This is a genomic window from Novacetimonas pomaceti, from assembly GCF_003207955.1.
In the GTDB taxonomy this organism is placed as follows: domain Bacteria; phylum Pseudomonadota; class Alphaproteobacteria; order Acetobacterales; family Acetobacteraceae; genus Novacetimonas; species Novacetimonas pomaceti.
On record NZ_NOXG01000005.1, the window covers coordinates 1 to 26,589 of the forward strand.

At 63.1% G+C, this 26,589-nt stretch carries 27 protein-coding genes and 1 tRNA gene; 21 read left to right on the forward strand and 7 right to left on the reverse strand.

Features of this window, described 5'->3' with window-relative positions:
- Nucleotides 1-101 precede the first annotated feature (101 nt).
- The gene (locus CFR71_RS06875) at nt 102-1,082 is read left to right on the forward strand and encodes a bile acid:sodium symporter family protein (RefSeq protein ID WP_110529143.1); all 981 of its coding nucleotides are present in this window, start codon (nt 102-104) and stop codon (nt 1,080-1,082) included.
- Nucleotides 1,083-1,219: 137 nt separating this feature from the next.
- On the forward strand, nt 1,220-2,662 hold the full coding sequence (locus CFR71_RS06880) for a pyridoxal phosphate-dependent decarboxylase family protein (RefSeq protein ID WP_110529523.1): 1,443 nt from the start codon (nt 1,220-1,222) through the stop codon (nt 2,660-2,662).
- A 23-nt stretch (nt 2,663-2,685) separates the two neighbouring features.
- Here CFR71_RS06880 and cobT read toward each other — a convergent pair whose 3' ends face one another.
- The 3 genes from cobT to CFR71_RS06895 form a co-directional block, all read right to left on the reverse strand.
- Nucleotides 2,686-4,578: a cobaltochelatase subunit CobT gene (gene cobT / locus CFR71_RS06885; RefSeq protein ID WP_110529520.1), complete on the reverse strand. Its 1,893-nt coding sequence runs from the start codon at nt 4,576-4,578 to the stop codon at nt 2,686-2,688.
- Nucleotides 4,579-4,620: 42 nt separating this feature from the next.
- Entirely contained in the window at nt 4,621-5,649 is a 1,029-nt protein-coding gene (gene cobS / locus CFR71_RS06890) for a cobaltochelatase subunit CobS (protein WP_110529527.1), read from the reverse strand.
- Nucleotides 5,650-5,766: 117 nt separating this feature from the next.
- Nucleotides 5,767-6,381 carry a J domain-containing protein gene (locus tag CFR71_RS06895; protein WP_110529146.1) on the reverse strand — a complete coding sequence of 205 codons (615 nt, stop codon included), beginning with the start codon at nt 6,379-6,381 and terminating at the stop codon, nt 5,767-5,769.
- Nucleotides 6,382-6,461: 80 nt separating this feature from the next.
- On the opposite strand from CFR71_RS06895, the gene CFR71_RS06900 reads away from it, so the two are divergent.
- Nucleotides 6,462-6,776 carry a BolA family protein gene (locus CFR71_RS06900; protein WP_206057905.1) on the forward strand — a complete coding sequence of 105 codons (315 nt, stop codon included), beginning with the start codon at nt 6,462-6,464 and terminating at the stop codon, nt 6,774-6,776.
- On the forward strand, nt 6,773-7,396 hold the full coding sequence (locus CFR71_RS06905; RefSeq protein ID WP_110529152.1) for a LolA family protein: 624 nt from the start codon (nt 6,773-6,775) through the stop codon (nt 7,394-7,396). Before CFR71_RS06900 ends, CFR71_RS06905 begins: the two co-directional genes overlap by 4 nt.
- Before the next feature lie 53 nt (nt 7,397-7,449).
- Here CFR71_RS06905 and lipB read toward each other — a convergent pair whose 3' ends face one another.
- On the reverse strand, nt 7,450-8,154 hold the full coding sequence (gene lipB / locus CFR71_RS06910; RefSeq protein ID WP_110529155.1) for a lipoyl(octanoyl) transferase LipB: 705 nt from the start codon (nt 8,152-8,154) through the stop codon (nt 7,450-7,452).
- A 57-nt stretch (nt 8,155-8,211) separates the two neighbouring features.
- Between lipB and CFR71_RS06915 the strand changes: the two genes are divergently transcribed.
- From CFR71_RS06915 to moaA, 5 genes are all read left to right on the forward strand, one after another.
- Nucleotides 8,212-8,297 (forward strand) — tRNA-Leu (locus CFR71_RS06915).
- Nucleotides 8,298-8,735: 438 nt separating this feature from the next.
- Nucleotides 8,736-9,611 (forward strand): UTP--glucose-1-phosphate uridylyltransferase GalU, encoded by an 876-nt coding sequence (galU, locus tag CFR71_RS06920; RefSeq protein WP_110529530.1) that lies wholly within the window; start codon nt 8,736-8,738, stop codon nt 9,609-9,611.
- A 9-nt stretch (nt 9,612-9,620) separates the two neighbouring features.
- Nucleotides 9,621-11,030 carry a phosphoglucomutase/phosphomannomutase PgmG gene (gene pgmG / locus CFR71_RS06925; RefSeq protein WP_110529158.1) on the forward strand — a complete coding sequence of 470 codons (1,410 nt, stop codon included), beginning with the start codon at nt 9,621-9,623 and terminating at the stop codon, nt 11,028-11,030.
- Between the two features lie 138 nt (nt 11,031-11,168).
- Nucleotides 11,169-11,354 carry a DUF3553 domain-containing protein gene (locus CFR71_RS06930; RefSeq protein ID WP_110529161.1) on the forward strand — a complete coding sequence of 62 codons (186 nt, stop codon included), beginning with the start codon at nt 11,169-11,171 and terminating at the stop codon, nt 11,352-11,354.
- A gap of 12 nt (nt 11,355-11,366) precedes the next feature.
- Nucleotides 11,367-12,383: a GTP 3',8-cyclase MoaA gene (moaA, locus tag CFR71_RS06935; RefSeq protein WP_110529536.1), complete on the forward strand. Its 1,017-nt coding sequence runs from the start codon at nt 11,367-11,369 to the stop codon at nt 12,381-12,383.
- Nucleotides 12,384-12,390: 7 nt separating this feature from the next.
- On the opposite strand, the gene CFR71_RS06940 is transcribed toward moaA, so the two are convergent.
- Nucleotides 12,391-13,278, reverse strand: coding sequence for a methyltransferase domain-containing protein (locus CFR71_RS06940; RefSeq protein ID WP_110529164.1), 888 nt, complete (start codon nt 13,276-13,278; stop codon nt 12,391-12,393).
- Between the two features lie 47 nt (nt 13,279-13,325).
- Here CFR71_RS06940 and CFR71_RS06945 point away from each other — a divergent pair, with 47 nt between their 5' ends.
- The 5 genes from CFR71_RS06945 (at nt 13,326) to CFR71_RS06965 (ending at nt 16,831) form a co-directional block, all read left to right on the forward strand.
- A complete protein-coding gene (locus CFR71_RS06945) occupies nt 13,326-14,102 on the forward strand; it encodes a ComF family protein (RefSeq protein ID WP_239020297.1) in 777 nt (258 codons plus the stop codon).
- A gap of 95 nt (nt 14,103-14,197) precedes the next feature.
- A complete protein-coding gene (gene grxC, locus CFR71_RS06950) occupies nt 14,198-14,458 on the forward strand; it encodes a glutaredoxin 3 (protein ID WP_110529171.1) in 261 nt (86 codons plus the stop codon).
- Between the two features lie 30 nt (nt 14,459-14,488).
- Nucleotides 14,489-14,944 (forward strand): DUF1178 family protein, encoded by a 456-nt coding sequence (locus CFR71_RS06955; RefSeq protein ID WP_110529174.1) that lies wholly within the window; start codon nt 14,489-14,491, stop codon nt 14,942-14,944.
- A gap of 65 nt (nt 14,945-15,009) precedes the next feature.
- Entirely contained in the window at nt 15,010-15,549 is a 540-nt protein-coding gene (locus CFR71_RS06960) for a DUF2147 domain-containing protein (RefSeq protein WP_165832049.1), read from the forward strand.
- A gap of 43 nt (nt 15,550-15,592) precedes the next feature.
- Nucleotides 15,593-16,831: a lactonase family protein gene (locus CFR71_RS06965; protein WP_110529176.1), complete on the forward strand. Its 1,239-nt coding sequence runs from the start codon at nt 15,593-15,595 to the stop codon at nt 16,829-16,831.
- A gap of 61 nt (nt 16,832-16,892) precedes the next feature.
- Here the strand turns inward: CFR71_RS06965 and ubiG are convergent, their stop codons facing one another.
- Complete coding sequence (gene ubiG, locus CFR71_RS06970; protein WP_110529179.1) at nt 16,893-17,642, reverse strand: bifunctional 2-polyprenyl-6-hydroxyphenol methylase/3-demethylubiquinol 3-O-methyltransferase UbiG; 750 nt, start codon at nt 17,640-17,642, stop codon at nt 16,893-16,895.
- Nucleotides 17,643-17,798: 156 nt separating this feature from the next.
- On the opposite strand from ubiG, the gene CFR71_RS06975 reads away from it, so the two are divergent.
- From CFR71_RS06975 to prfA, 6 genes are all read left to right on the forward strand, one after another.
- A complete protein-coding gene (locus CFR71_RS06975) occupies nt 17,799-19,052 on the forward strand; it encodes an aspartate kinase (RefSeq protein WP_110529182.1) in 1,254 nt (417 codons plus the stop codon).
- A complete protein-coding gene (locus tag CFR71_RS06980; protein WP_110529542.1) occupies nt 19,042-20,130 on the forward strand; it encodes an NAD(P)H-dependent flavin oxidoreductase in 1,089 nt (362 codons plus the stop codon). The genes CFR71_RS06975 and CFR71_RS06980 overlap by 11 nt, the downstream gene beginning before the upstream one ends.
- Nucleotides 20,127-21,293: a helix-turn-helix domain-containing protein gene (locus tag CFR71_RS06985; RefSeq protein WP_110529184.1), complete on the forward strand. Its 1,167-nt coding sequence runs from the start codon at nt 20,127-20,129 to the stop codon at nt 21,291-21,293. The genes CFR71_RS06980 and CFR71_RS06985 overlap by 4 nt, the downstream gene beginning before the upstream one ends.
- Before the next feature lie 137 nt (nt 21,294-21,430).
- Nucleotides 21,431-22,591, forward strand: a complete 1,161-nt coding sequence (gene ispG, locus CFR71_RS06990) for a flavodoxin-dependent (E)-4-hydroxy-3-methylbut-2-enyl-diphosphate synthase (RefSeq protein WP_110529187.1) — start codon at nt 21,431-21,433, stop codon at nt 22,589-22,591.
- Between the two features lie 120 nt (nt 22,592-22,711).
- Nucleotides 22,712-23,965 carry a histidine--tRNA ligase gene (hisS, locus tag CFR71_RS06995; protein WP_110529190.1) on the forward strand — a complete coding sequence of 418 codons (1,254 nt, stop codon included), beginning with the start codon at nt 22,712-22,714 and terminating at the stop codon, nt 23,963-23,965.
- A gap of 2 nt (nt 23,966-23,967) precedes the next feature.
- Nucleotides 23,968-25,029 carry a peptide chain release factor 1 gene (gene prfA, locus CFR71_RS07000; protein WP_110529193.1) on the forward strand — a complete coding sequence of 354 codons (1,062 nt, stop codon included), beginning with the start codon at nt 23,968-23,970 and terminating at the stop codon, nt 25,027-25,029.
- Between the two features lie 7 nt (nt 25,030-25,036).
- Here prfA and CFR71_RS07005 read toward each other — a convergent pair whose 3' ends face one another.
- Nucleotides 25,037-25,459: a hypothetical protein gene (locus CFR71_RS07005; protein WP_207781337.1), complete on the reverse strand. Its 423-nt coding sequence runs from the start codon at nt 25,457-25,459 to the stop codon at nt 25,037-25,039.
- 66 nt (nt 25,460-25,525) lie between these two features.
- On the opposite strand from CFR71_RS07005, the gene prmC reads away from it, so the two are divergent.
- The gene (gene prmC, locus CFR71_RS07010) at nt 25,526-26,410 is read left to right on the forward strand and encodes a peptide chain release factor N(5)-glutamine methyltransferase (RefSeq protein WP_110529199.1); all 885 of its coding nucleotides are present in this window, start codon (nt 25,526-25,528) and stop codon (nt 26,408-26,410) included.
- Nucleotides 26,411-26,589 lie beyond the last annotated feature (179 nt).

The window sequence follows — 26,589 nt, forward strand, 5'->3', positions numbered from 1 at the left end:
GCATCGGGTTTTCTTATAGCTTACGAAAATTTCTTTTGTGCAAAACAGACTTTTTCATAATCTAACCCGATGTACAACCCTTCTGTGAGATTTCCGCGTCCATGTTTCGCAAGATCGACACGTTCCTGCTCTGTCTGATTGTCACGATCATCATTGCTACCGTTTTTCCCTGTACGGGCAATGGGGTAAAATTTTTTCAGGACCTGGCGGTCTTTGTCATCGGCCTGATGTTCTTCTTTCAGGGCGCGCGCCTGTCGCGCCGCGCGATCATTGAGGGCATGATCAACTGGCGCATCCATCTGGCGATACTGACCTGCACCTTCGTGGTCTTCCCCGTGATCGGGACAGGATTGCATGCCCTCTTTCCCCGGGTCCTGAGCACCGATACATGGACCGGCCTGCTGTTCCTGTGCTGCCTTCCGTCCACGGTCCAGTCCTCGATCGCCTTCACCTCGATCGGACAGGGGAATGTCGCGGCCGCCATCTGTTCGGCCACCATGTCCAACATTCTGGGCATCTTCATCACCCCCATCCTGACCGGGCTGGTCGTCCATCACTCCGCGGCGACACAGGGGGGCGTCACTTCCATCATGCTGCAGCTGCTGCTGCCGTTCATGCTGGGGCAGATGGCCCAGCCATGGATCGGGCCATGGGTCCACCGCTACAGGCAGCTCGTATCGCTGAGTGACCGGGGCTCGATCCTGATCGTCGTCTATACCGCCTTCAGCGAGGCAGTGACCCAGGGGCTGTGGCATCGCGTGCCGCCCCTGCAGATCGGCTATATCCTGCTGGCGGACAGCCTCCTGCTTTTCCTCGTGCTCGTGCTGACGACCTTTGGCAGCCGGCTTCTCGGCTTTTCCCGCCGTGACGAGGTCGCCATCGTGTTCTGCGGGTCGAAAAAGACCCTGGCATCCGGGGTGCCGATGGCAAATGTCCTGTTCGCCGGGCCGATGGTGGGGATCATCGTGCTGCCGCTGATGATCTATCACCAGCTCCAGCTTTTCGTATGCGCAACCCTTGCCCGCCGTTACGCGCGCCATGCCCAGGACGCCAAGGCCCGCGACATCGCGCACCAGACATGACCCCACAAAGGCATGACGCCCTGACGCCGCGTTTTGCCTCTCGCCGTTGGAACGCAGGGGGGTTATGACACATGCGGTTTCATGCCGTATGACTTATCCGACATACCATTACATAAATCAGGGTGGACGAACGCATCATGACTGGACTGGATCCCGACAACTGGGACGCGCTGCGTCATCTGGGGCACCGGATGCTGGACGACATGATCGACCACCTGAGCCATCTGCGCGAAGAGCCGGTCTGGCGGCCCATGCCACCCGAACTGCGGCAGGAACTGCGCACCGGACTGCCGGTCGCCCCCAGCGCGCCGGAGGAACTGTATGAACGTTTCCAGAAACTGGTGGTCCCTTATGCCACCGGCAACGTTCATCCGGGATTCATGGGGTGGGTCCATGGCGGGGGCACCGCCATCGGGATGCTGGCGGAACTGCTGTCTGGCGGACTGAACGCAAACTGTGGCGGCCGCGACCACGCCCCCATCGAGGTCGAGCGCGAGGTCATTCGCTGGGCCGCGCAGATCTTCGGCTTTCCCACCGACTGTTCCGGCCTGCTGGTCACGGGATCGTCCATGGCCAACATGATTGCCGTCATCACCGCCAGCCGCGCGGTGCCCGATGGCCTGTCCATGCGCCATGCCGGGGTGGGGACCCGGCGCCTGACGGGATACGCCGCCTCCAGCGCGCATGGCTGCATCTCCCGCGCGTTTGACCTGACGGGGCTGGGGTCCGATTCCCTTCGGATCATTCCGGTGGATCACAACAACCGCATGATCCTGCCGGAACTGGAAAAGGCCATCGCGCGTGACCGGGCGGCCGGATACGAACCCTTCATGATCATTGGCACCGCCGGCACCGTCGATACGGGGGCGATCGATGATCTGGACCATCTGGCCGATATCGCCGCGCGGGAAAAGATATGGTTTCACGTCGACGGGGCCTTTGGCGCGCTGGCGGCCCTGTCGCCGGAACTGCGCCCGATGGTCCGGGGCATGGAACGGGCCGACAGCATCGCGTTCGATTTTCACAAATGGGCACAGGTCCAGTACGACGCGGGCTGCATCCTGGTGCGCGATCCCGGCCTGCAGGCGGCGGCGTTTGCCCAGTCGCGCAGCTATCTCGCGCGGGAGGATCGTGGCCTTGCGACCAATGGTCCGTGGTTCTGCGACCTGGGACCCGACCTGTCACGTGGTTTCCGTGCGTTGAAAGTATGGATGACGCTTGGCACCTATGGCACGGAACAGATGGGCGAAATGGTCGCGCGGTGCTGCGCCATCGCGCGCCACCTTGCCCGACGGGTGGAAGAAAACCCGCGCACCGAACTGCTGGCGCCGGTCACGCTGAATATCGTGTGTTTCCGGGTCCTTGCCCCCGTGGACGATCTTGACCACTTCAACAGCGAGATCGTCAAGGACCTGCATGAAAGCGGCGTCGCCGCGCCTTCGACCACCGTCATATCCGGCAGGAAGGCCGTTCGGGCCGCGATCGTCAACCACCGCACCGTGGAGGCGGACGTCGATCGCATGCTGGCGAAGCTTCTGGACCTTGCGGATGAACGCCTTGCGCGGGAAAAACAGGCGTAGGGCCAGAGGGAAGGGGCCGGCCCCTAGCCGCGCCCCTTCGATTTTTCTTCCGTGAACAGTTCGGAGAGTTTCTGCATCATCGTGCCGCCCAGCTCCTCGGGGTCGGTAATGGTGACGGCGCGACGGTAATAGCGCGTCACGTCATGACCGATCCCGATGGCCAGCAGTTCGATGGGGCTGCGCGTTTCAATCTGGGAGATGACTTCCCGCAGGTGGGTCTCCAGATAGGATCCGGGATTGACCGACAGGGTGCTGTCATCGACCGGGGCGCCATCGGAAATCACCATCAGGATCTTACGGCTTTCCGACCGCGCGCGCAGGCGCCGCTGTGCCCATAACAGGGCCTCGCCATCGATATTTTCCTTCAGCAGCCCTTCGCGCAGCATAAGGCCCAGATTCCGGCGCGCACGCCGCCAGGGCATATCGGCGGCCTTATAGACAATATGCCGCAGGTCATTCAGGCGCCCCGGATTGGCGGGCTTGCCCGCGGTGACCCACTGCTCGCGGCTGCGCCCGCCCTTCCATGCGCGGGTGGTAAAGCCAAGGACCTCCACCTTCACCGCGCAGCGTTCCAGCGTCCGCGCCAGGATATCGCCGCACATCGCCGCGACGGAAATGGGACGCCCCCGCATCGACCCGGAATTGTCGATCAGCAGCGTGACCACCGTGTCGCGGAAATCGGTGTCGCGTTCATGTTTGTAGGACAGCGACAGCATGGGATTGACCACGACCCGCGACAGGCGGCCCGCGTCAAGGATGCCTTCCTCAAGGTCGAATTCCCACGCCCGCGTCTGCTGGGCCATCAGGCGGCGCTGCAGCCGGTTGGCAAGCTTTGACACCACACCCTGCATGCTGACCAGCTGCTGGTCCAGCGTCTGGCGCAGGCGGAACAGTTCCTCCGCATCACACAGATCTTCCGCCCCGACTTCCTCGTCATAGGCGGTGGTATAGGCATGATACGCCGGCTGCCCGTCGTCCGGTGCCTCGTCGCCATCCTGCGCGGGGCCGCCTGCCTCTTCCGATCCCGAGGCAGCGCCACCCTGATCGCCGTTATCCTGATCGTCCTCTCCCGTGCCGGTGCCCTGCGACATCTGCATCTGAAGGCCCGGATCCTCTTCCTCCACCAGGCTGTCCTGCTCCTGCGGATCAGGTTCCTCCGGCGTGTCGGAAGGATCATTTTCATCCGACTGCGCCGAGGCGGAGCCTTCGTCGTCCTCGGCCTGCGGATCGGTTTCCTGCTCGATCAGATCGCATGCGACCAGCAGCTGGCGGGCGGCGCGGGCAAAATCCACCTGGCTGTCCTGTCGGGCGACCATTGCGGCCAGCGCGTCACGCACCGGGGCCGGAAGCGCGTCCTCCCACCTGCGCATGATGTCTTTCACAGGGGCGGGGACAGGCTGGCCCGTCATGTGCGCCCGCGCCAGCAGCCCGAAGGCAAGCGGCGTGGGAATCTGGCGTCCCGCATGCGCGTCATCCAGCCCCATGTCGCGGCATTCCTGCGCCAGACGGGCCTGCAGGTTGGCGGCCATTCCCGCCATGTGCCGCGCGCCGACACTTTCGACGCGCGCCTGTTCCAGCGCATCGTAAATGTCGCGGGCTTCGCCAGCTTCGGGCTGGATGGTGGCATGCACGGCTTCGTCATGGTGGCGCACACGCAGCGCCGCCGCGTCGGCCACGCCACGCAGACGCGCCATATCCTCATCCGACATACCGGGGGCGGGCTGCGGCAGGCGCACCTGCGTCCCCACGACGGAGACACCGGGCGGAACAGGCCCGTTGAGGAACATTACCTCGGTCGCGGCATTCCCGCCCACGGCGCGAACGGCCCCGACGGTCGCGCGCTTGAAACGTTCGGCCCGCGCGGCCCGTTCCGCCGAACGCTCGGCAGAGCGGGAAGGGGAGGTCTTTTCACGCATGCCGTCCATCACATCCCTGCTGCATGATCGTACCGCGCCGCCTTATCGCGTCCGCGCCGGCATGGGATCGGCATTGAAGCAGCGCTGGTAATATTCCGCCACCGTCGGGCGTTCCGCCTCGTCACACTTGTTGAGGAAGGTCAGGCGGAAGGCAAAGGCCAGATCATTGAAAATACGATAATTCTCGGCCCAGCTGATGACCGTGCGCGGCGACATGACGGTGGAGATGTCGCCCGCGATGAACCCGGAACGCGTCAGATCGGCAAGGGCCACCATCGTCTCGACCCGCTTGCGTCCTGCCGCGTCCTTTTTCGGGTCGATCCCCATCTTGGCCATGACGATGGCGCTTTCCTGCGCGTGGGGCAGGTAGTTGAGGGTCGTGACGATGTTCCAGCGATCCATCTGTCCCTGGTTGATCTGCTGCGTGCCGTGATACAGCCCGGTGGTATCGCCAAGTCCCACGGTATTGGCCGTCGCGAACAGGCGAAAGAACGGGTTGGGACGGATCACCCGGTTCTGGTCCAGCAGGGTCAGATGGCCTTCGACCTCCAGCACGCGCTGGATGACGAACATGACATCCGGCCGTCCCGCGTCATATTCGTCAAAGACCAGCGCGCAGGGATTCTGCAGCCCCCACGGTAGCAGCCCTTCGCGGAATTCCGTGATCTGCTTGCCGTCCTTCAGGACGATCGCATCCTTGCCGATCAGGTCGATGCGCGAAATATGACTGTCGAGGTTGATGCGCACGCTGGGCCAGTTCAGGCGGGCCGCGACCTGTTCGATATGCGACGACTTGCCCGTGCCGTGATATCCCTGGACCATGACGCGACGGTTGAACGCAAAGCCGGCAAGGATGGCAAGCGTGGTGTCGTGATCGAACTGATAGGTCGGATCGATTTCCGGCACATGATCCGTGCGGACCGAAAATGCGGGGATTTCCATGTCGCTGTCGATCCCGAAAACCTCACGCGCCGATACCTTTCGATCTGGCGCGGAAATGGCGGAAATCGACGGAAGCGGTTCTCCCTCCGCATTGACATTCACGGTCGTCAGCTCTGCGAGTTCATTCATCGATATCGTATCCGTCATATTCTGGTGCCTCCGCCATCATACGCCGCGCGCCCGGCACAACTGGAAAGCCTGCGCGGGAGTATAGGAAGGGCACACGTAATCAGCCACCGCCTAAATCTAGGCCGAACGGGCGAAATCATCCCTCGGCATCGCGACGAGATGGGCGCGTATGGCCGTATAGGCAACATTGATCCCCTTCAGCCGTTCCTCCGCCGCGCGGTCGCCGCCGTTGGCATCTGGATGATGCTGCCGGGCAAGCGCCTTGTAGCGCGTCTTGAGCTCTTCCATGGAAATGGGCCACCCGAGGTCAAGAACGCTGAGCGGATATTTCAGCTCATCCGGCGCGGCATGGCGCACGTCACGTTCGCGTGCGCGTTTCGCGCGGGCGCGCGCACTGTTCTTGAGGAGTTCGAGCGGATCAAGCAGTTCCTCCTCGTCAAAGGCGCGGGCGCCATTGGCCTGCCCCAGCCGCCATGAAGGCCGGTTCCACGACACGTCTGCCCGGATATGCGCCTCGATCTGTCCGGGTGACATCCCCTTGTAATAATCCCAGCGCGCGTTGTACTCGCGCACATGCTCCAGGCAGAACCAGAAATACTGGTTCAGCGCATCGCGCGAGCGCGGGGCGCGATAGCCCGCGGCCTCGGTGCAGCCGGCCATGTCACAGCAGCGCGCCGGCGCATCCGGGTCGGGGTCAAAGGCCCTGGGGCGTGTATTCCTTCTCTTCATCATTCCCGTTATGTGCGTCCGTTCATGCTTCGTGCAAGAGCGAAGATGTGCGATGTGTTGCCATGGACCAAAGGGAGAAGCCAATGACAGACCGGATCGCGGGACGCGCCGCCCGAATCGAGACATGCCTTCGTGACCATCTCTCCCCCGTGGAACTGCGGGTCCACGACGACAGCGCGCGCCACGCCCATCATGTCGGGATACGCGACAACGGCGTGCAGGCGGGAGAAAGTCACTATAATGTACTCGTGATCAGCGATGCGTTTTCCGACATGAACCGGGTGCAGCGCTCCCGCCTTGTGCATGAACTGCTGGCCGCGGAATTCGCGGGTGGCATGCATGCCCTGTCACTGACGTTGCGCACCCCGGCGGAACATGCGCGGATGGCGATACAATGAAGCCGGCATTCCCGTTCCATGTCCGCCGCCTGATGGCCGGCGGCCTCCTGATGATGCTCGCGGCGTGCCAGGCCGTGCCGGACAAGGCAACGCTGAGCCAGAAGGACGAAATCACGCGCGTCGAACACTATCTCAACGACACGCACGGCCTGGGGGCGCATTTTGTCCAGACATGGCCCGATGGCGGGAAGGGGGATGGCAGGCTGTACTACGATCCCGGCAGGCTGCGCCTCGATTACGCGACGCCGGCGGCGATGAAGCTGACGGCGGCGAACGGCCATCTTGTCTTTATCGACCCAAGGCGCGATTCCGTGACGCGCATGTCGCTGGGCCACCAGCCGCTGGGCCTGCTGCTGCAGCAGCCGGTGCATCTGGATGGACAGATCGTCGTCACTTCCGTCCAGCATGGGGCCAACAGCCTCCAGCTTTCCATGGCGCGCTCCGACAGTCCGTCGCAGGGGCTGCTGACCCTCGGTTTTTCCGACATCGCAGGCACGCTGAGCCTGATCGCGATCGAGATGACCGATGTCGAACGCCAGCATATCCGCCTCGACCTCGATGACGTGCATGCCGGACCGGCGTGGCCCGACGACCTGTTTTCCCTCAGCACCACGAAATAGGTCGGGCGGGGGACAGGGCGGGGGATATCGCAAAGGTGCCCCCGCCGTGGGGATCACGCCTCGAGATATTCCCGCTCCACCGGCACGCTCCCGAAGCATTCGCTCCAGCTTTCACGCAGGGCTCGGTCCACATCCGCCATGGATACTTCGTGACCCAGTTTGCGAAGGCTGGTCACGCCGTGTTCGCGGATGCCGCACGGCACGATTCCCCCGAAATCCGACAGGTCAGGGTCGACATTGATCGCGACTCCGTGCCAGCTGACCCAGCGTGAGACCCGCACCCCGATCGCCGCGATTTTCTCCTCCGCCCCGGTCACCGGATCCACCACCCAGACGCCCACGCGTCCCTCCCGGCGTTCGCCTGTCACGTCAAAACGGCGCAACGTTGCGATCAGCCATTCCTCCAGCGCGTGGACATAGGCGCGCACGTCGCGGGCGGGCACCGGACCGTGCGGGCGGGTCAGGTCCAGCATGACGTAACACACGCGCTGGCCCGGACCGTGATAGGTCCACTGCCCCCCGCGACCGGCGGGCCATGTCGGGTATCCCGACGGGTTGAACAGATCTTCCGGCCTTGCGGAGGTCCCGGCCGTATAGGTGGGGGGATGTTCAAGCAGCCAGACATGTTCCGCCTGCTCCCCCGCGCGGATGGCGCGCGCGTCATGTTCCATCCGCGCCAGCGCATCCGGATAGGGGACCTTCCGGCGCGAGATTTCCCATAAAATATTGTTTTCAGTCATTGCCCGTTCGTCTCCCATCGGTTATACGGCCTTCATCGCTTCGGTATCGCTTAGCCGATAACCGAGGAAATGTATGCGGCCATGGCGGAATGGTAGACGCGCAAGCTTGAGGTGCTTGTGGGGGAAACCCCGTGGAAGTTCGAGTCTTCTTGGCCGCACCATTATTTCCCGACAATAAAATCATGAAACAGACATGGACAGGCGGACATCGCGTTCCATGCCTGTCGTCGCGCGTCCGTCATGATTCGTGCCTTCTGCGTCCGGCGCGTTCGCCGCCATAAAATTGGCACAATCTCGGGTTCATCATGGCCTTAAGCCTTAACGATGCCGCGCGACTGCCCACCATGTCATGCCGCACGACAGGGATGACACATCAGGCGCGGGAAACCGTCCCGGACGCGTTACAAATCGTGTCCTGGAAGGGTGTGATTGCATTCTAGACCAAACTGGTTGATTTAGGTCATGTTGTTGCAGGAATCCGCGTTTTAAAGATGCGGATGGCGCGACATCCCTGAGGCCCGTTATTGCCGATTTGTTCTGGAATTCAGGAGGGCAGGGAATGGGAAGTCCGAGGTTATTTATAAATTAAGGTGAATTTTGTGATCAAACCCTTGAAAAAAGCCGTCCTTCCTGTTGCTGGAATGGGAACACGTTTCTTGCCAGCAACGAAATCGGTCCCCAAGGAGATGCTGCCGGTCGTCGACAGGCCGCTGATCCAGTACGCGATTGACGAAGCCCGCGAAGCCGGCATCGAGGAATTCTGCCTCGTGTCCAGCCGTGGCAAGGATTCGCTGATTGATTATTTCGACATTGCATTTGAGCTCGAAACCACGCTGAAGGCCCGTCACAAGACGTCCGCGCTGAAGGCCCTGGAACCGACCCGCGTCACGCCGGGATCGATGACCTCCGTCCGTCAGCAGGAACCGCTTGGCCTTGGCCATGCCATCTGGTGCGCCCGCAGCTTCATCGGCAACGACCCGTTCGCCATCCTGCTGCCTGACGACGTGGTGCAGAGCAAGACCTCCTGCCTCAAGCAGCTGGTCGACGTCTATAACCGCACGGGCGGCAACGTCGTGGCCGTCAGCGAGGTGCCGCGCGAAAAGACCGACCAGTACGGCATTCTCGACGTTGGCCACGACGATGGCAGGCTGGTGGAGGTCAAGGGACTGGTTGAAAAGCCGAAGCCCGAAGACGCCCCGTCCAACCTGTCGATCATCGGCCGCTACATCCTGACGGCTGACGTGCTGCCCCATCTCGCCAAGCTCGAAAAGGGCGCGGGCGGTGAAGTGCAGCTGACCGACGCCATGGCGAAGATGATCGGCCACGTGCCGTTCCACGGCTACCGCTACGAAGGCCGTCGCTTTGACTGCGGCAACAAGATCGGCTTCCTCGAAGCGCAGATCGCGTTCTCGCTGGCGCGCGAGGATCTGGCGGACGACGTGCGCGCGTTCCTCAAGTCCTATCAGGGTAAATAATCCTGCGTCATGGCGTTCTGTCATCGCTTCGACCCGACAAGCCTGCGCGAATATGACATCCGCGGGGTTGTCGGGAAGACCCTGACGACAGAGGACGCTTATGCCATCGGACGCACCTTTGGCAGCATCATCGCCAGAAATGGCGGCACCACCCTCGTGGTCGGGTATGATGGACGACTGTCCTCGCCCGTCCTTGAGGCCGCGGTGGTAAAGGGGGCGCGGGCCTCGGGGATGGACGTGATCCGCATGGGTCGCGGTCCCACGCCGATGCTGTATTTCGCCTCGACGATGCTGAAGGCCGATGGCGCGATCATGGTCACCGGAAGCCATAATCCGCCGGATTATAATGGTTTCAAGATGATGCTCGCCAACAGGCCTTTTTTTGGCGGGCAGATCAGCGAGCTGGGCCACCTGTCCGAAACAGGCGACGTGGTGGCGCAGGCGACAGGCAGCGTCCGGACGGTTGACATCGCGCCCCGCTATGTCGAACGCCTTCTGCAGGACTGGGACGGGGGCGAACGGCAGCTTCGCGTTGTCTGGGATAACGGCCATGGCGCGGCGGGGGAGGCCCTGTCGCTGCTGGTCCGGAAACTGCCGGGCGTTCATATTGTCCTCAATGGTGAAATTGACGGGCATTTTCCCGCCCATCATCCCGACCCCACCATTATCGGGAACCTGCAGCAGCTGATCGCGGCTGTAAAAGCGGAGAATGCCGACCTTGGCATCGCCTTTGACGGGGATGCGGACCGGATCGGCGTCGTCGACAATACCGGACAGGTCCTGTGGGCCGATCAGCTTCTGGCGGTGCTGGCGCGTGATGTCCTGCGCGATCACGCAGGGGCTACGGTCATTGCCGATGTAAAGGCCAGCCAGGTTCTTTTTGACGCCGTGGATCAGGCGGGCGGCCATTCCGTGATGTGGGGATCGGGCCATTCCCTCATCAAGGCGAAGATGACTGAAACCGGCGCCGTGCTGGCGGGGGAAATGTCCGGCCATATCTTCTTTGCCGACAGATGGTATGGTTTTGACGATGCGCTGTATGCGGCGGTTCGCCTGCTTGGCATCGTCGCGCGCCTGTCCGGTCCGCTTTCGAATGTGCGCCGCGCGCTGCCGCATATGTTCAGCACGCCGGAACTGCGCTTTGACTGCGCCGACACGCGCAAATTCGATGTCGTCGCTGAAGTCGCGGCGCGCCTGCGCGAAAGCGGGGCGCGCGTGTCGCTGATTGATGGTGTCCGCGTCACCACCGATGACGGCTGGTGGCTGTTGCGTGCCTCCAACACGCAGGCAATGCTGGTGGCGCGTATCGAAAGCGGCACCCGAACGGGACTGGCGCGGCTGCAGGCCGAACTTGCGGCCCAACTGGCGGACTCAGGGGTGGACGCGCCTGACTTTCAGGGGGCAGACACCCGGCATTGACAGACGCGGCAGCCCGGTTTCGCGCTGTCATCCCGACATGACGGGGGCGTTTTTTGATTGAACCTGCCGTCAACGGGTTTAAAAGGCCCAAATTGGTCCAATATGGTACCCCAAGTTCCGATCGGGTTTATCCACCTCATGACGGCATCCTCACCTTTCTGCTCATTCCTGGTACCGGGCCAGTATGTTTCCCACCCCGACCATCCGGAATGGGGCAGGGGACAGGTGCAGTCCGCCACGGGACGCCGGGTGGTGGTCATGTTCCCCCATGCCGGAAAAGTCGCCTTTGACGCCATGGTCGTGCAACTGACGGTGCTGGACTGATTGGAACGCCTCATGAATCGTCCTTTTCTGGATTCCTTTGGCCGGGCAGTCACCTACCTGCGTGCCTCGGTCACGGATCGATGCGACATGCGGTGCCTGTACTGCATGGCGGAGGAAATGACCTTCCTGCCCAAGCCCGAAATCCTGTCCTTTGACGAACTGGAACGCATCTGCGGGGCGTTTATCCATAATGGCGTGCGGCGACTGCGCATAACGGGGGGGGAGCCCCTGGTCCGTCGCGATGTCATGTCCTTCTTCGCGGCGATGGGGGAATGGCTGAAACGTCCACGCGATGAAGCCCATCTCGATGAACTGACATTGACGACCAATGGCAGCCGGCTTGGTGAATTCGCCGAACCGCTTTACGCGGCCGGGGTGCGACGCATCAATGTAAGCATGGATTCACTGGATCCGGAGCGTTTCCGGACCATCACGCGACGCGGGAAACTGGAAAAGACGCTCGACGGCATTCGCGCCGCGCGAAAGGCTGGCCTGAAAATCCGCATCAACACCGTCGCCATGGCGGGCCTGAATGACGACGAATTCGATGACATGCTTGCATGGTGCGGACAGATCGGGGCGGATCTCTGCCTGATCGAGACCATGCCGATGGGCGAAACCGGCGATGACCGGCAGAACCGCTATCTGCCCCTTGATCGCGTGCGCGCCGACCTTCAGCGTCGCTGGACGCTGGAACCGCTGACCTATCGCACTGGCGGCCCGGCCCGGTACGCACGCGTGGCCGAAACGGGGCAGAAAATCGGCTTCATCACGCCCATGAGCCATAATTTCTGCGAAAGCTGCAACCGGGTGCGCCTGTCCTGCACGGGCCAGCTTTACTCCTGCCTGGGGCATGAGGGGGCAAGCGACCTGCGCGGCCCCCTGCGTGCCGGGATGGATGATGAGGGGATCATCCGGCTGGTCCAGTCCGCGATCAGGCGCAAGCCCAAAGGGCATGATTTCATGCTCGACCGTCCCGCCGACGACCCTGCGCGCATCGCACGGCACATGAGCGTGACCGGCGGCTAGGTTCCCGTTACTCCCCGTGGCGCAGGGCGTCCTCCAGCGGGGTCGTAAACTGTCCGGGGCGAAGGGGACGGGGCTGGGTTTCCGCCGGCGCCCACCCGGTCATGATCGCCATGTGCAATGGCATTACCACGTTGCCATTTTCATCACGCGGCAGGCGCGCCAGCGCGGCGGGAAACAGGCTGGCGGGCGGACAGGCACGATGCCGCCGGGCCAGCGCATTGGTCTCGCCCGCGTCGCGCAGGTCCCGCAGCAGGGCGAATGGCGAACGGTAGGCCAGATCAAGGACGTCCGAATCGGCAACAGGCAATGCGAATCCGGCACGCTGCAACAATGCCGCGCAATCGCGCAGGCCGGGAAATGGCGACACGCGCACCGATGCCCCGCCCAGAAGGTCATGTTCCGCGGCCGTCAATGCCTGCCGCAGTTCCGCAAGGGTCGGCAGGATTGGCATGGACGCCAGGAACAGCCCGTCCGGCCGCAGGATATCGCGGATCTGCGCCAGCGTTCCCGGCAGGTCATTGACCCAGTGCAGCGACAGGTTGGCGACGACCAGATCGAACGTTCCCGTGCCAAACGGCAGCCATTCCTCGTCCATGCAGACACTCGGGCAGGCATTCGGGCCGCTTTCGCTGGCACACAGCACGGGGGAGATATCGGTGGAGATAACCTCCATCCCGCGCGCATGAAGCAACGGGGCGACAACGCCACGGCCGCCGATATCGAGCGCATGCGAAAACCGATGGGTCGTATCGTCCAGCCGGTCCACAAGCCGCTCCGCCGCGGCGTCCAGAATCGGTCGCACGCGCTCCATCCCTGCGGATGCGCGATCGCGGTGCAGTCGTACGACATGGCGATCAAAAATTACCGGCGTTTCCATGACATTGATGTGGGCCATCCGCTATCATCTGCCAAGAACACCATCACGTGAACGTCCGGTCCCTCATGTCCCGTGTCCCCGGCTTCCTCATGCCACACCTGCGCAATGCCGGCCGTGCGGCGCTGGACCTGATCCTGCCGCCACATTGCCTGTCCTGTGGTGTCGAGGTGGAACAGCCCGGACATGTCTGTCCCGACTGCTTTGGCAGTCTTCACCTGATCGGCCATCCATCGTGCCGGAAATGCGGCGTGCCTTTCACATCCGAAGCCGCGGCCGGAACGGACAGGCTTTGCGCCGGATGCCTGCATGATCCCCCGCCATGGGACGAAGGACGGGCGCCGCTGGTTTATGACGAAGGGTCGCGCCGCCTGATCCTTGGCCTCAAATATGGGGACCGGACCGAAAACGCGGCACTTCTGGCGCGTTACATGTATCAGGCCGGCCGCGACATGCTGGGCCCGGACGTCATTCTGGTGCCTGTTCCGCTGCATCGCTGGCGGCTGTTCAGGCGACGCTACAACCAGTCCGCGCTTCTTGCCCATGAACTGGCGCGCATGGGGGGCTGCTCGCACTGGCCGGACGCCCTGCGCAGGATTCGCCATACCCGCCCGCTGGGACGACTGAGCCGTGCCGAACGGCAGGAGGTCCTGGCCGGGGCGATCACCCTTCGCACACGCAGGGCATCCAGGGTGCAGGGAAAACATGTCGTCATGGTGGACGATGTCATGACCACGGGCAGCACGCTTGGCACCTGCGTCAGGGTACTACGCGCCTGTGGCGCCGCACGCATTGACGTGCTGTGCGCCGCCCGGGTCTGCCCATCGGGGGAGGGGCATCCATGACGCATACGGTTTCATTACCCCCCACCGGCGCGACATGGCATTATGCCCTCAACCTGTTGTAGACACGGGATTGATCCCTCAGCTGAAAGCTTCCCATGCCTGAAATCGAGATATATACCCAGCCTGGCTGCCCCTATTGCGTGCGCGCCGTCCGGCTTCTGCAATCAAAAGGCGTTCCGTTCGAGGAAATAACGGCCCTGCACGGCACGCAGGCCCGCAGGACGGCAGTCGAGCGTTCGGGGGGACATACGACGATGCCGCAGGTTTTCGTGGATGGAAAATTCATCGGTGGATGTGATGACATAATGGCACTCGACCGTGCGGGAAAACTTGACCCACTGCTGGGTGCTGGCTGAGCACGCCGCTTCGGACAGGGAAAAAATCACATGATTCTCTACCGCCTGCGATGCGAGGGAGAGCATGAATTCGAAGGATGGTTTCCAGACAGCACCAGCTTTGAGCGTCAGGCTGAACTGGGATTGCTGTCATGTCCGCAATGTGGCGGCGCGAAAGTCACCCGTGCCCTGATGGCGCCCGCCATCCGTCGCACGGGCAGGGATGCAACGCCTGTCGCGGCCCCCGCGATGGCCGCGACGCCCCATGGTGACGATGGGTCATTACCCGACGCGGCGATGGCTCTGTTGCAAAAAATACGCGGTGTCATCGAAGAGCATTGCGTGAATGCTGGGGAGCGGTTTGCGCAGGAGGCGCTGAAAATGCATCGTGGGGAAACGCAGCCTGCGGGAATTTATGGCACCATGACCGAAGATGAACGTGAAATGCTGGACGACGAAGGGGTAGAGGTACTGGCCATCCCCTGGGTCAGACCTGCCGACAGCTGAGACGGGGAACGCTCTTGCTTCGTATCCAGGCATGTTACGCGGCGCACGACCAAGGGGAGGGATTCATGTGCGAAACGACAGGACTGACCGGACAGCTCGGTCAGTCCCACACCGTCAGGCGCATCACGGCGCGCGCGATGTCCGCCATTGCCGGGCGGGCGCTACTGGCGCTGGCGCTGGTGGCAGGGCTGGCCCGCGCGATCCCGTCCGCTGACGCCGCGCCATCGTCGGACGCGGCGGAAATTCTGGGGGAGTGGGAAACCAAGGATCATGACGGCGTTTTCCGGATCATGAAATGTGGCTCCGAAATCTGCGGCGACCTGGTGGGACTGAGTTACACGAAGGACGTTCCAAAGGATCATGCCGGACATTCGGAATGCGGGCTGCGGATGCTGACCGGCTTCACCCCCGACCCGCAGGATGCCGGACACTGGAACGGCCATATCCTTGATCCCGACAGCGGTCACGTCTATCACGCGCGAATCTGGGTTTCATCATCGGGCGCGCTGAAACTACGGGGGTTCGTGGCGGTTCCGCTGTTTGGTGAAACGGAAACCTGGACCCGCTTTACCGGCAGGATCGGGCCGGAATGCCGCCTGCCCTGAACGGGCCGTTTTCAAAACCTGTGCTGGGGATATTTAAAATTCGATGAAGTCCAATCTTACCCGTCGTGCCGTTATCGCGGGACTGGCCATGGCAGGGACGCCAGCCCTGTCACGCAGGGCGGCCGCCGAACTGCCGCAGCCGCCACATTCGCGGACCATCTGTTACATCGGCGGATATACGCAGCATGGCCCGCCGGGTGGCAGCGGCAACGGTCAGGGGATTTCAGTGTTCGAAATGAACACCGACAATGGCAGCCTGTCGCCACTGATGACCTATGTCGATATCGCCAGCCCTTCCTTCCTCGTCATTTCGCAGGATTCGCGCTATCTTTACGCACTGAGCGAAATTGACGATTTCAATGCCAATCACGAAGGGTGCGTGACCGCGTTTTCGGTCAACCGCAAGAGCGGTGAGCTGACCAAGATCAATGTCATGCGTTCCGGCGGGGCCGTTCCCGCCCATCTGAGCATCCATCATTCGGGCAAGTATGTCATGGTCGCCAATTACATGGGCGGCAGCGTCGGCATCCTGCCCATCCGTCCCGACGGGGGACTGGGCGATCCTACCGACGTGGTCAAGAACACCGGTCCGCGGATGCCTGATCGTGCCAGCGACAATCCGCCGGGCAATTTCGCGGTCAGCGACCATTCCGGATCCCACGTGCACATGGTCGCATCCGACCCCAGCGGGCGATTCGTGCTGGCGTGCGATGCCGGACTGGATCGCGTCTATGTCTGGACGCTGGACCTGCATACGGGACGCCTGATCCCGGCCGCAAAGGCGCCATTCATCAACATGACCCCCGGTTCCGCCCCCCGTCATTTCGCCTTCAACGAGAAGGGGACCATGATCTACATCCTGGGCGAACAGGATTCAAAGGTGGTTGCGGCCACCTTCAATGCCCAGACGGGTGAAATCGTCCCGCAGCAGACCGTAAGCACCGTCACCCCGCATTTCCGCGGCAGCAGCCTTGCGGCGGGCATCCTGCTGTCGCCCAATGGACGGTATCTTTATGTCTCCAACCGCCTGGGTGATTCGCTGGCCAGTTTCCACGTCAATGACGACGGGACGCTCAACCTGGTCGACGAAATCTGGATGCATGCGGATTACGGACGTTCGATGATGTTCGACCCCACGGGGTCGTTCCTGTTCTGCGCCAACCAGCGCAGCGATTCCGTCACGTCGTTCCGTGTCAACGCGGCAACAGGTGAGCTGCAGTTTACATGGAATTTCACTCCTGTCGGCAGCCCCACCACCTTCGCCTTCCTCAATACGATCTGACCCCGCGACCGGCTTCCCTCCGTTCAGGCGGGAAGCCGGATGCGCCGAAACCCTCCGGTGGTCAGTCGCGGACAAGCTGCGCGATGTAATTGACGCCGAGGTCGCGGCTTTCGCGCCATCCGCCAAGGCCGGGCACCATGCCTGCGATATCGGCGATCCGCAGTCCCGCATGCACCGCGTATCCGCCCAGTTCGGACGGCGTGATGAATTTGCGCCATTCATGGGTGCCGACCGGCAGCAGGCGCAGGACGTATTCCGCCCCGATCTTGGCCATCGCCAGCGAACGCAGGGTGCGGTTCATGGTCGAAACGATGATCGTGCCACCCGGATTCAGCATTGTCGCCAGCATCTGCAAAAATGCAGCCGGATCAGTGACATGCTCGATGACTTCCAGCGCGGAAATCACGTCGAACCGTGCGCCTTCGGCACACAGGTCCTCCGCGCTGCCGCAACGGTAGGACAGCGGTCCGCTCCCTTCGGGCAGGGGATGGTGGCGCAGGTGCTGCCGGCCTGCGGTAATCGCGGCACTGGATGCATCCAGCCCCGTCACGTCAAATCCGGCCCGGGCGAACGCCTCGCTCGCAAGGCCGGCGCCACAGCCGATATCCAGCAGCCTGCGCGCCACCCCATGCCCGTCAAGGGGCGGGGGAAGGTGGGCCAGCGACCATCCGATACGCAGTTCATTCATGGCGTGCAGGGGGCGCATCGGACCCGCCGGATCCCACCACCGGTCAGCCAGTTCGCTGAAACGCGCGATCTCGGACGGGGAGACCGAACCCGGCCCCGGGGCTGACGAATCGTGAAGCTGCATGGCGCAACGCCTTTCCTGTGGCTGTCTCGTGCTGGACGCAGAGGCGGGGGGGATGTATGTGACGCGGCTTGCATATAACCGCAATGCCCCGGACCGCCCATCTGTGATAATGGCCCGGATGCACGAATCCTGACCCACAGCGGAGACCTTGTTGCAATGTCCACTACCGTACCGCGGATCGTTATGAAATTCGGTGGCACATCCGTGGCCAACCTGGAACGAATTCGCGCCGTTGCGGAAAAGGTTCGCAAACAGGTCGACGCCGGGTGCGAGGTCGCGGTCGTCGTGTCGGCCATGTCCGGGGTGACCAACCTGCTTGTGGGCTATTGCGAGGAGCTTTCCGCGCTACATGACCCGCGCGAATATGATTCGGTCGTCTCCACCGGGGAACAGGTCACCAGCGGGCTGCTGGCGATCGCGCTGCAGGCGCTGGGCATCAATGCGCGTTCATGGCTTGGATGGCAGATCCCGCTCCTTACCGATGACGCGCATGGCAAGGCCCGTATCGAATCGATCGACGGGCAGGCACTGATCGCCTCGATGGCGGCGGGGCAGGTCCCGGTGATCGCGGGATTCCAGGGCATCGACCCGGCCGGCCGCATCACGACGCTGGGGCGGGGGGGATCCGATACCTCCGCCGTGGCGCTGGCGGCGGCGCTGCATGCGGACAGATGCGATATCTATACCGATGTGGATGGAATCTACACGACTGATCCGCGCATCGTTGCCAAAGCACGCAAGCTCGATAAAATCACCTATGAGGAGATGCTTGAACTTGCGTCCGTCGGTGCGAAGGTCCTGCAGACCCGCAGCGTGGAACTGGCGATGAAAAAGCGGGTCCGCGTGCAGGTTCTTTCCAGTTTTACGGATGGCCCGGCGCCATCGGAAGGGCACCTGCCCGGTTCAATAGTCGTGGATGAGGACGAAATCGTGGAAAAGGAACTGGTGGCCGGGATTGCCTATTCCCGTGACGAGGCAAAGATTTCGGTGCGACGGGTTCCGGATCGCCCCGGTATCGCCGCCGCCGTCTTCGGGCCGCTGACGGAAGCGAACGTGAACGTGGACATGATCGTCCAGAGCACGGGCGACGACGGCATGACGAACATCACGTTCACCGTGGGCAAGACCGATTTCGCCCGGGCCACCAGGGCACTGGAGGAGGCACGCGACGTCATCCATTATGGCGAGCTTGCCACCGACGATGATGTGGTGAAAATCAGCGTGGTGGGCGTTGGCATGCGCTCGCACACCGGGGTCGCGAACACGATGTTCCGCACCCTGTCGGAACGCAACATCAACGTCCAGGTCATTTCCACAAGCGAAATCAAGGTGTCGGTCCTGATCGCGGCCGAATATACGGAACTGGCGGTCCGCGCCCTTCATGCCGCCTATGGCCTCGATGCTGCCTGAAATGAACCATACCGATCCCACCGCGCCCACCTCCACCGATCCCCGTCGCCAGGCGGCGCGCGCGCATCTCGACCGCCTCTGGGCCGCGGGCACCCGCTTTCTTGGCACGGAGGTCGCCATCCTGGGCGGCGCCATGTCATGGATCAGCGAACGCCATCTGGTTTCCGCCATTTCCAATGCCGGGGGCTTTGGCGTGCTGGCCTGCGGCGCGATGGAACCCGCGCGGCTGGCGGCAGAAATCGCCGCGACGCAGGCGCTGACGCGCCGTCCCTTCGGCGTGAACCTGATCACCATGCATCCGCAGCTTGACAACCTCGTGCGGGTCTGCCTCGACGCGGGCGTCGGGCATGTGGTCCTGGCGGGTGGCATCCCGTCCGGCCCCGTGATCCGCGCCATCAAGGACGGGGGGGCAAAGGTCATCGCCTTCGCCCCCGCCTTCGTCCTGGCCAAGCGCCTTGTGCGCATGGGGGTGGACGCGCTGGTGATCGAGGGATCGGAAGCCGGCGGGCATGTCGGCCCCGTTTCCCTGACCGTGCTGGCGCAGGAGGTCCTGCCGTTCATTCGCGACATTCCCGTTTTCGTGGCGGGTGGCCTCGGCCGGGGCGACGCCATCGTGTCCTATCTGGAACAGGGCGCTGCCGGCGCGCAGCTGGGCACCCGTTTCGCGGCCTCCACCGACAGTATCGCGCATGAACGTTTCAAGAAGGCCTTCATCCGCGCCAATGCCCGCGACGCCGTCACCTCGGTCCAGCTGGATGAACGTTTCCCGGTCATTCCCGTCCGGGGCCTGTTCAACGAGGGCAGCCGGCGCTTCCTGCGCCATCAGGCGGAAACCCTCAGACGTTTCCAGTCCGGGGAGCTGACGAAGGAGGAGGCGCAGCTGGACATCGAACATTTCTGGGCAGGTTCCCTGCGTCGCGCCGTCATCGATGGCGACGTCGAAAACGGTTCGGTCATGGCGGGGCAGTCGGTGGGCATGATCAGCAGCGAACAGTCGGTGCGCGAGATTATTGACGAACTGGTCAATCAGGCCGTCGATGCCCTGATCCGGCAGGAAGACAGGATGCACCGCGAATGAGCGAGGGCACGCGGATGTTTCGCCAGAAAACCCCCAACGCCGGTGACGCGGCCACGCCGGTGGCCGCCAGTGAAATTCCCCTTAACGTGGGACAGGAACTGCGCACCCGACGCGAACAGCTGGGCTGGAGCCTGCCGGACGTCGCGTCATGGCTGCGGATCCGCCTGCCGTATCTGGAGGCGCTGGAGGAGGGACGCCCGCAGGGACTTCCCGGAAGTGCCTATGCCATCGGCTTCCTGCGGACCTATGCCAAGGCGCTGGGCCTGCCGCCCGAAACGCTGATCCAGCGGTTCAAGATGGAAACCCGCGGGGCCTTCGACCGCAAGCCGGAACTGTCGTTCCCGGTGCCGCTTCCTGAAAAAAGCCTGCCCCTTGGCGTGATCCTGCTCAGCGGGATCGTCATCCTGGTCGGCGCGTACGTGGGATGGTACCGGCTGACGGCCTCGTCCGACCGCCCCGTCATCAATACCCGCACGGATCTGCCCGGCATTTCCACGCAGGGCACCGCGTCACCGCAGATCGCCTCCGTCCTGCCCGCGCCGGGGGAACTGCCGCCCAACCCGCCGCAGCCCCTGCCGCAGCAGGAACAGAACAGCATCACCGCACTCGCCCCGTCCGGGCCGCCTGCCGACGCGCCCCAGCCCAAGCCCGTTTCCGGTCCGGTGGAGAAAATGGGCGAGGACAAGAGCGCGCTTGCCGCGCATCAGGATGCCGGAACGCCTGAAGGTGGTGACCAGTCCCCGGCCACGCCGGCCAACCAGATCACGCTCAATGCCTCGGCACCGACATGGGTGCAGGTGCGCAAGCAGGGCGGGGGGGTCATCTATGACCATACCCTGGGCAGTGGGGAGACATGGCAGGTCCCGGCGGACAGCCATGACCTTGTCCTGACGGTCGGCAATGCGGGCGGCCTGACGCTGAGCGCGAATGGCGTGACCTCCCCGCCGCTGGGCCGCAATGGCGAGGTGCGGCGCAACATCATCCTTGATGCGCAGGCCATCAGCAGCGGCAACATCACCCAGGCATCCCCGACGCCACGGCCCGCGCCCGCGGCGCCCGCCGCCGCGACATCGGCCCCGATGCCACCATTACCGCCAGCCAATACACCGGCCACGGGGAATAATACGCTTCCCCCACTCCCACAAACCGACAAAGCGGAGTAATATGGTCGGCAAAGGCATGGCGTGAAAACGACATACATATCCGTCGCCGGATCTGAAAACAGGACTTCATCGCGGCCTGTCGCGGCAACACACGACAGGTCGGGATGTGCGTCCCCGCCTCGCATGGAGGGCAGAGAATGAGCAGCTATCGTCCATATCAGCATATCGAACGTCGCAAGTCGCGGCAGATCCACGTGGGCAAGGTTCCGGTGGGCGGAGACGCGCCGATTTCGGTGCAGACCATGACCAACACCCTTACCACGGACGCGGAAGCCACGATCGCGCAGATCCGTCGCGCCGAACTGGCGGGCGTCGATATCGTGCGCGTGTCCTGCCCGGACGAGGAAAGCACCACCGCGCTGGCGGAAATCGTGCGCGAAGTGAACGTTCCCATCGTCGCGGACATCCATTTCCACTACAAGCGCGCCATCGAGGCGGCAAAGGCGGGGGCGGCCTGCCTGCGCATCAATCCGGGCAACATCGGCAGCGCCGAACGCGTGCGCGACGTGGTCAACGCGGCAAAGGATTACAACTGTTCCATCCGTATCGGCGTGAATGCCGGGTCGCTGGAAAAACACCTTCTGGAAAAATACGGCGAACCCAACCCCGACGCGCTGGTCGAAAGCGCGCTGGAACATGCCAAGATCCTTGAAGATCACGATTTCCATGAATTCAAGATCAGCGTGAAGGCCTCGGACGTCTTCCTTGCCGTCGCCGCCTACCAGCAGCTTGCCGACGTGTGCGACCACCCGCTGCATATCGGCATCACCGAAGCCGGCAGCAAGCGCGCGGGGACCGTCAAGTCGTCGATTGGCCTGGGCAACCTGCTGTGGGCCGGCGTGGGCGATACCATGCGCGTCTCCCTTTCGGCGGAGCCTGAGGAAGAAGTGCTGGTCGGGTGGGATATCCTCAAGTCGCTGGGCCTGCGCCATCGTGGCGTGAAGATCATTTCCTGCCCGTCCTGCGCGCGTCAGGGATTCAACGTGATCCAGACCGTCCAGACGCTGGAAGACCGCCTCGCGCATATCAAGACGCCCCTGACGCTGTCGATCATCGGCTGCGTGGTCAATGGACCGGGGGAGGCCCTGATGACCGACCTTGGCGTGACCGGGGGTGGCGCGGGACGCCACATGGTCTATTCCGCAGGTCGCCAGGACCATACGATGCCGGCTGGCGACATGGTCGATCATATCGTCGAGCTGGTGGAGCAGAAGGCCAAGGCCATGCAGGCCGAGGAAGATGCCCGCAAGGCGGAAGAAGACAAGGCCCGCGCGGCGGAACTGACGCCCGCGAGCTGATTGCGACAGGGAAGGGGCCTGCCAGCGGCGGGTTCCTGCCTGTCTTTCCCTACCGGCATGGGTGTCGTCGCGCGACGAGGGACGTGACGGCTGCGATGTCGTTCAACCAGGAATTTGACAGTGAGCAGTTTACAGCCCGTCCGCGGAACCCACGATCTTATCGGGGAATCGCAGCGCCGTTTCGCGCATGTCATCGAAACGGCCCGTCGCATTACCGGACTTTATGGTTTTGACGAATGGGCAACCCCGATTTTCGAGGATACCCGCGTGTTCAAGCGGACACTGGGGGATACGTCCGATGTCGTTTCCAAGGAAATGTACACCTTCGAGGACCGGGGCGGTGAATCGCTGACCCTGCGGCCGGAAGGAACGGCAAGCGTCTGCCGCGCGCTGGTGACCAACGGCCTGACGCAGTCGCTGCCGCAGAAGGTCTTCTACGCGGGGCCGATGTTTCGCTATGAACGCCCGCAAAAGGGACGCTACCGCCAGTTTCACCAGATCGGCGCGGAACTTCTCGGGCCTGCCGAACCGCTGGCGGATGCCGAAGTCATCGCGATGGGGCGCGACATCCTTCAGGCGCTGGGCATTGCACGCGACACCGTGCTGGAACTCAATACGCTGGGCGATATCGAAAGCCGGACGGCGTGGCGCGACGCGCTGATCGCCTATTTCATGGAACGGCGCGACGAACTTTCCACCGACAGCCTCAGCCGGCTGGAACGCAACCCGCTGCGTATCCTCGACAGCAAGGCGCCACAGGATCGCGTGGTCGTGGAAGACGCGCCGATGATCTCCGGCTATCTCACCCCGCAGGCCCGGGCGTTCTGGGATGACCTGCGCAGGACGCTCGATATCCTCGGGGTTCCGTTCAGCGAAAATCCCCGCATTGTTCGCGGACTGGATTATTACAGCCACACCGCCTTCGAATTCGTGACCAACCGGTTGGGAACGCAGGGGACCGTGCTGGCGGGTGGACGTTATGACGGACTGGTGTCGGAAATGGGCGGCCCGAAAACGCCCGCCATTGGCTGGGCTGGCGGGATCGAGCGCCTGTCGATGCTGCTTGAGGAAGCCCCCGCGGCCCCGCGTCCGGTCGTCGTGGTGCCCATGGGCGATGACGCCGTCACGGCGGGCCTGACCGTGCTTCAGGCGCTGCGGGGGGCGGGCATCCGTGCGGAGACTTCCTATCGTGGCAACACCAAACGCCGGATGGAACGGGCAAACCGCCTGAACGCGACGCATGCCATCGTCATTGGCGAGGATGAAGTGGCGCGCGGCGTCGCGCAGGTCAAGGATCTCGACAAGGGAGAGCAGACGGAAGTCGCGATGGATCAGGTCACCAGCTTCCTGCGCGGCCTGTCCAGGGGCGCGTAAGGGTGACAAGGTTCGACGAACGACTTGACCGGATCGTCGCCCGCAGCGAGGAACTGCAGGCGCAGCTTGCCGAAGGACTGTCTGGCGCGGAATTCGGCCAGGCGTCGCGTGAATTCGCCGAGCTTGATCCGATTGTCGGCAAGGTCAACGCCCTGCGCGCGACCCAGAAGGCCCTGACGGAGACCGAGGCACTTCTGGCGGATCCGGAAATGCGCGCCCTGGCGGAAAGCGAAGTGGAAGACCTGCGCAGGCGCATTCCCGCGCTGGAACAGGAAATCCGTATCGCCATGCTGCCGCGTGACGAGGCCGATGAACGCAGCGCCATCCTTGAAATCCGTCCGGCAGCCGGCGGGGATGAGGCCGCCCTTTTCGCGGCGGAGCTTTTCGGGGCCTATCAGCGTTACGCGGACCAGCGGGGCTGGCGGTTCGAGGTCCTCGAATACGATGAATCGGAACTCGGCGGCCTGCGCGAGGGGATTGCCAATATCACGGGGCGGGGCGTCTTTGCCCGCCTGAAATATGAATCAGGCGTCCACCGCGTCCAGCGCGTGCCCGCGACAGAAAGCCAGGGACGCATCCATACCTCCACGGTCACCGTTGCCGTCCTGCCGGAAGCGGAAGAGGTGGACGTCGAAATCAATGATGGCGACCTGCGCATCGATGTCTATCGCGCATCCGGCGCGGGTGGGCAGCACGTCAACAAGACGGAAAGCGCGGTCCGCATCACCCATATGCCAAGCGGCATCGTGGTGGCGATGCAGGAAGAAAAAAGCCAGCACAAGAACCGGGCGAAGGCGATGAAAATCCTGCGCGCGCGCCTGTATGAACGCAACCGCGCCGCCGCCCATGAAAGCCGCGCCGCCGATCGCCGGTCACAGGTCGGAACGGGGGACAGGTCGGAACGCATCCGCACCTACAACTTCCCCCAGGGGCGCGTGACCGATCACCGTATCGGCCTGACGCTGTACAAGATAGACAAGGTCATGACCGGCGAACTGGATGAATTCGTCGATGCCCTGACGCAGGAGGAACAGGCGGCGCTGCTGGCCCTTGACGAGGAATGATCCCGGATCAGGACGTCGGCGCGGCGCACAGGGAACTGCGGCCGGGATGATGTTCCACCACGTCAGGGTCGTCGGGGTCATCCAGATAGAACTCGGTAAAATTATTGGCCCCAAGCGCGACCAGGTGATGCCCGTCAGGCGCGTGCAGCACGCCTTCGCCGCTGACCTCGTGCGTTTCGGTCTTGCCGGAGGGAAGGCGGATCGTGATTTCCCCGCACAGGGCGTAACTGTGATTGATCCGTCCGGACGCCGTTTCAACGCTGACGGTATGTTCGGCATGGCGCGGGTCGAGGCGGAATGTCGTCACCAGATGCTCGTCCACGTAAAGGCGCGAGACCTCGGAAATTTCATCCGACGCGCAGCCATCCGTGACCTCGAATGTCCCCGCGAAGGCGGGCGATACCATCGTGGCGAGGCCCAGGGCCCCCATGACGGCGCTACCCAGAATACTGACAACGCATTTCATGGGGGCAGATTATGATGGAAACAGGTTCCAATGAAAGAGAATGATCTGCCGGACATCCATAATTCAAGGGACATCCTGCATCAGGCGGCCCGTCGCCTGTCACAGGCCGGCATCGACTCCCCCCGTCGCGAGGCCCGGCTGCTGCTGGCGCATGTGCTGCAGACGGACCTGAGCGGGCTTCTGATGCATGACCACGTGGAATCCGCACAGGCGCTGCGGTTTGAATCCCTGGTCGAACGGCGCGCCAGTCATGAACCACTTTCCTACCTTACCGGGAGCGCCGGTTTCTGGTCGATGACGCTTGAGGTCTCCACCGCGACGCTGGTTCCGCGCGCGGATACCGAAACCCTGATCGAGGCATTGCTGGAACTGCGTCCTGACCGTGACGGGGTGCGCCGCATCCTTGATCTGGGCACCGGGACAGGATGCCTGCTGCTTGCGGCGTTGCAGGAATACCGGCACGCATGGGGCCTGGGCGTTGACCTTTCGCCCGATGCCGCGCGACTTGCCACGCGCAATGCGCGCCGTCTTGGCCTGTCGGGGCGATGCGACATCATATGTGGCGACTGGGCGCAGGCGATCATGGGGCGGTTCGATGTCGTGCTCAGCAATCCGCCATACATTCCCCATGGCGACCTTGGCGGGCTGATGCCCGACGTGCGCGATTACGAACCGCATCGCGCGCTTGATGGGGGCGCGGACGGGCTGGTGTCCTATCGCCTGCTGATGCAGTGCCTGCCACGGCTTCTGTCGGCACAGGGCATAGCAATCATCGAGCTTGGCATCGGGCAGGAACGCAGCGTGCCCGCGCTGGCGCGGGAGGCGGAGATGGAGGTGCTGTCCATCCGGGCCGATCTTGGCGGAATCGGGCGGGCGCTGGTCCTGCGGCCCCATGGGGAAGTGGCAAAAAAATAGTTTGGCGGGCAAGGATTTGCAGGCTATATTGGCACTGCATACCGGGACAGGAAGCATTATATTGTTTCCTGCTTGCCCGGAAAGCGGACGATCCCGATTGTATGTAATCCGGTGGCAGATCATGATCTGTCCTGTTGTCCCGAAAGGTGGACCACGGGATCGGGGTTCGACAGCCATGT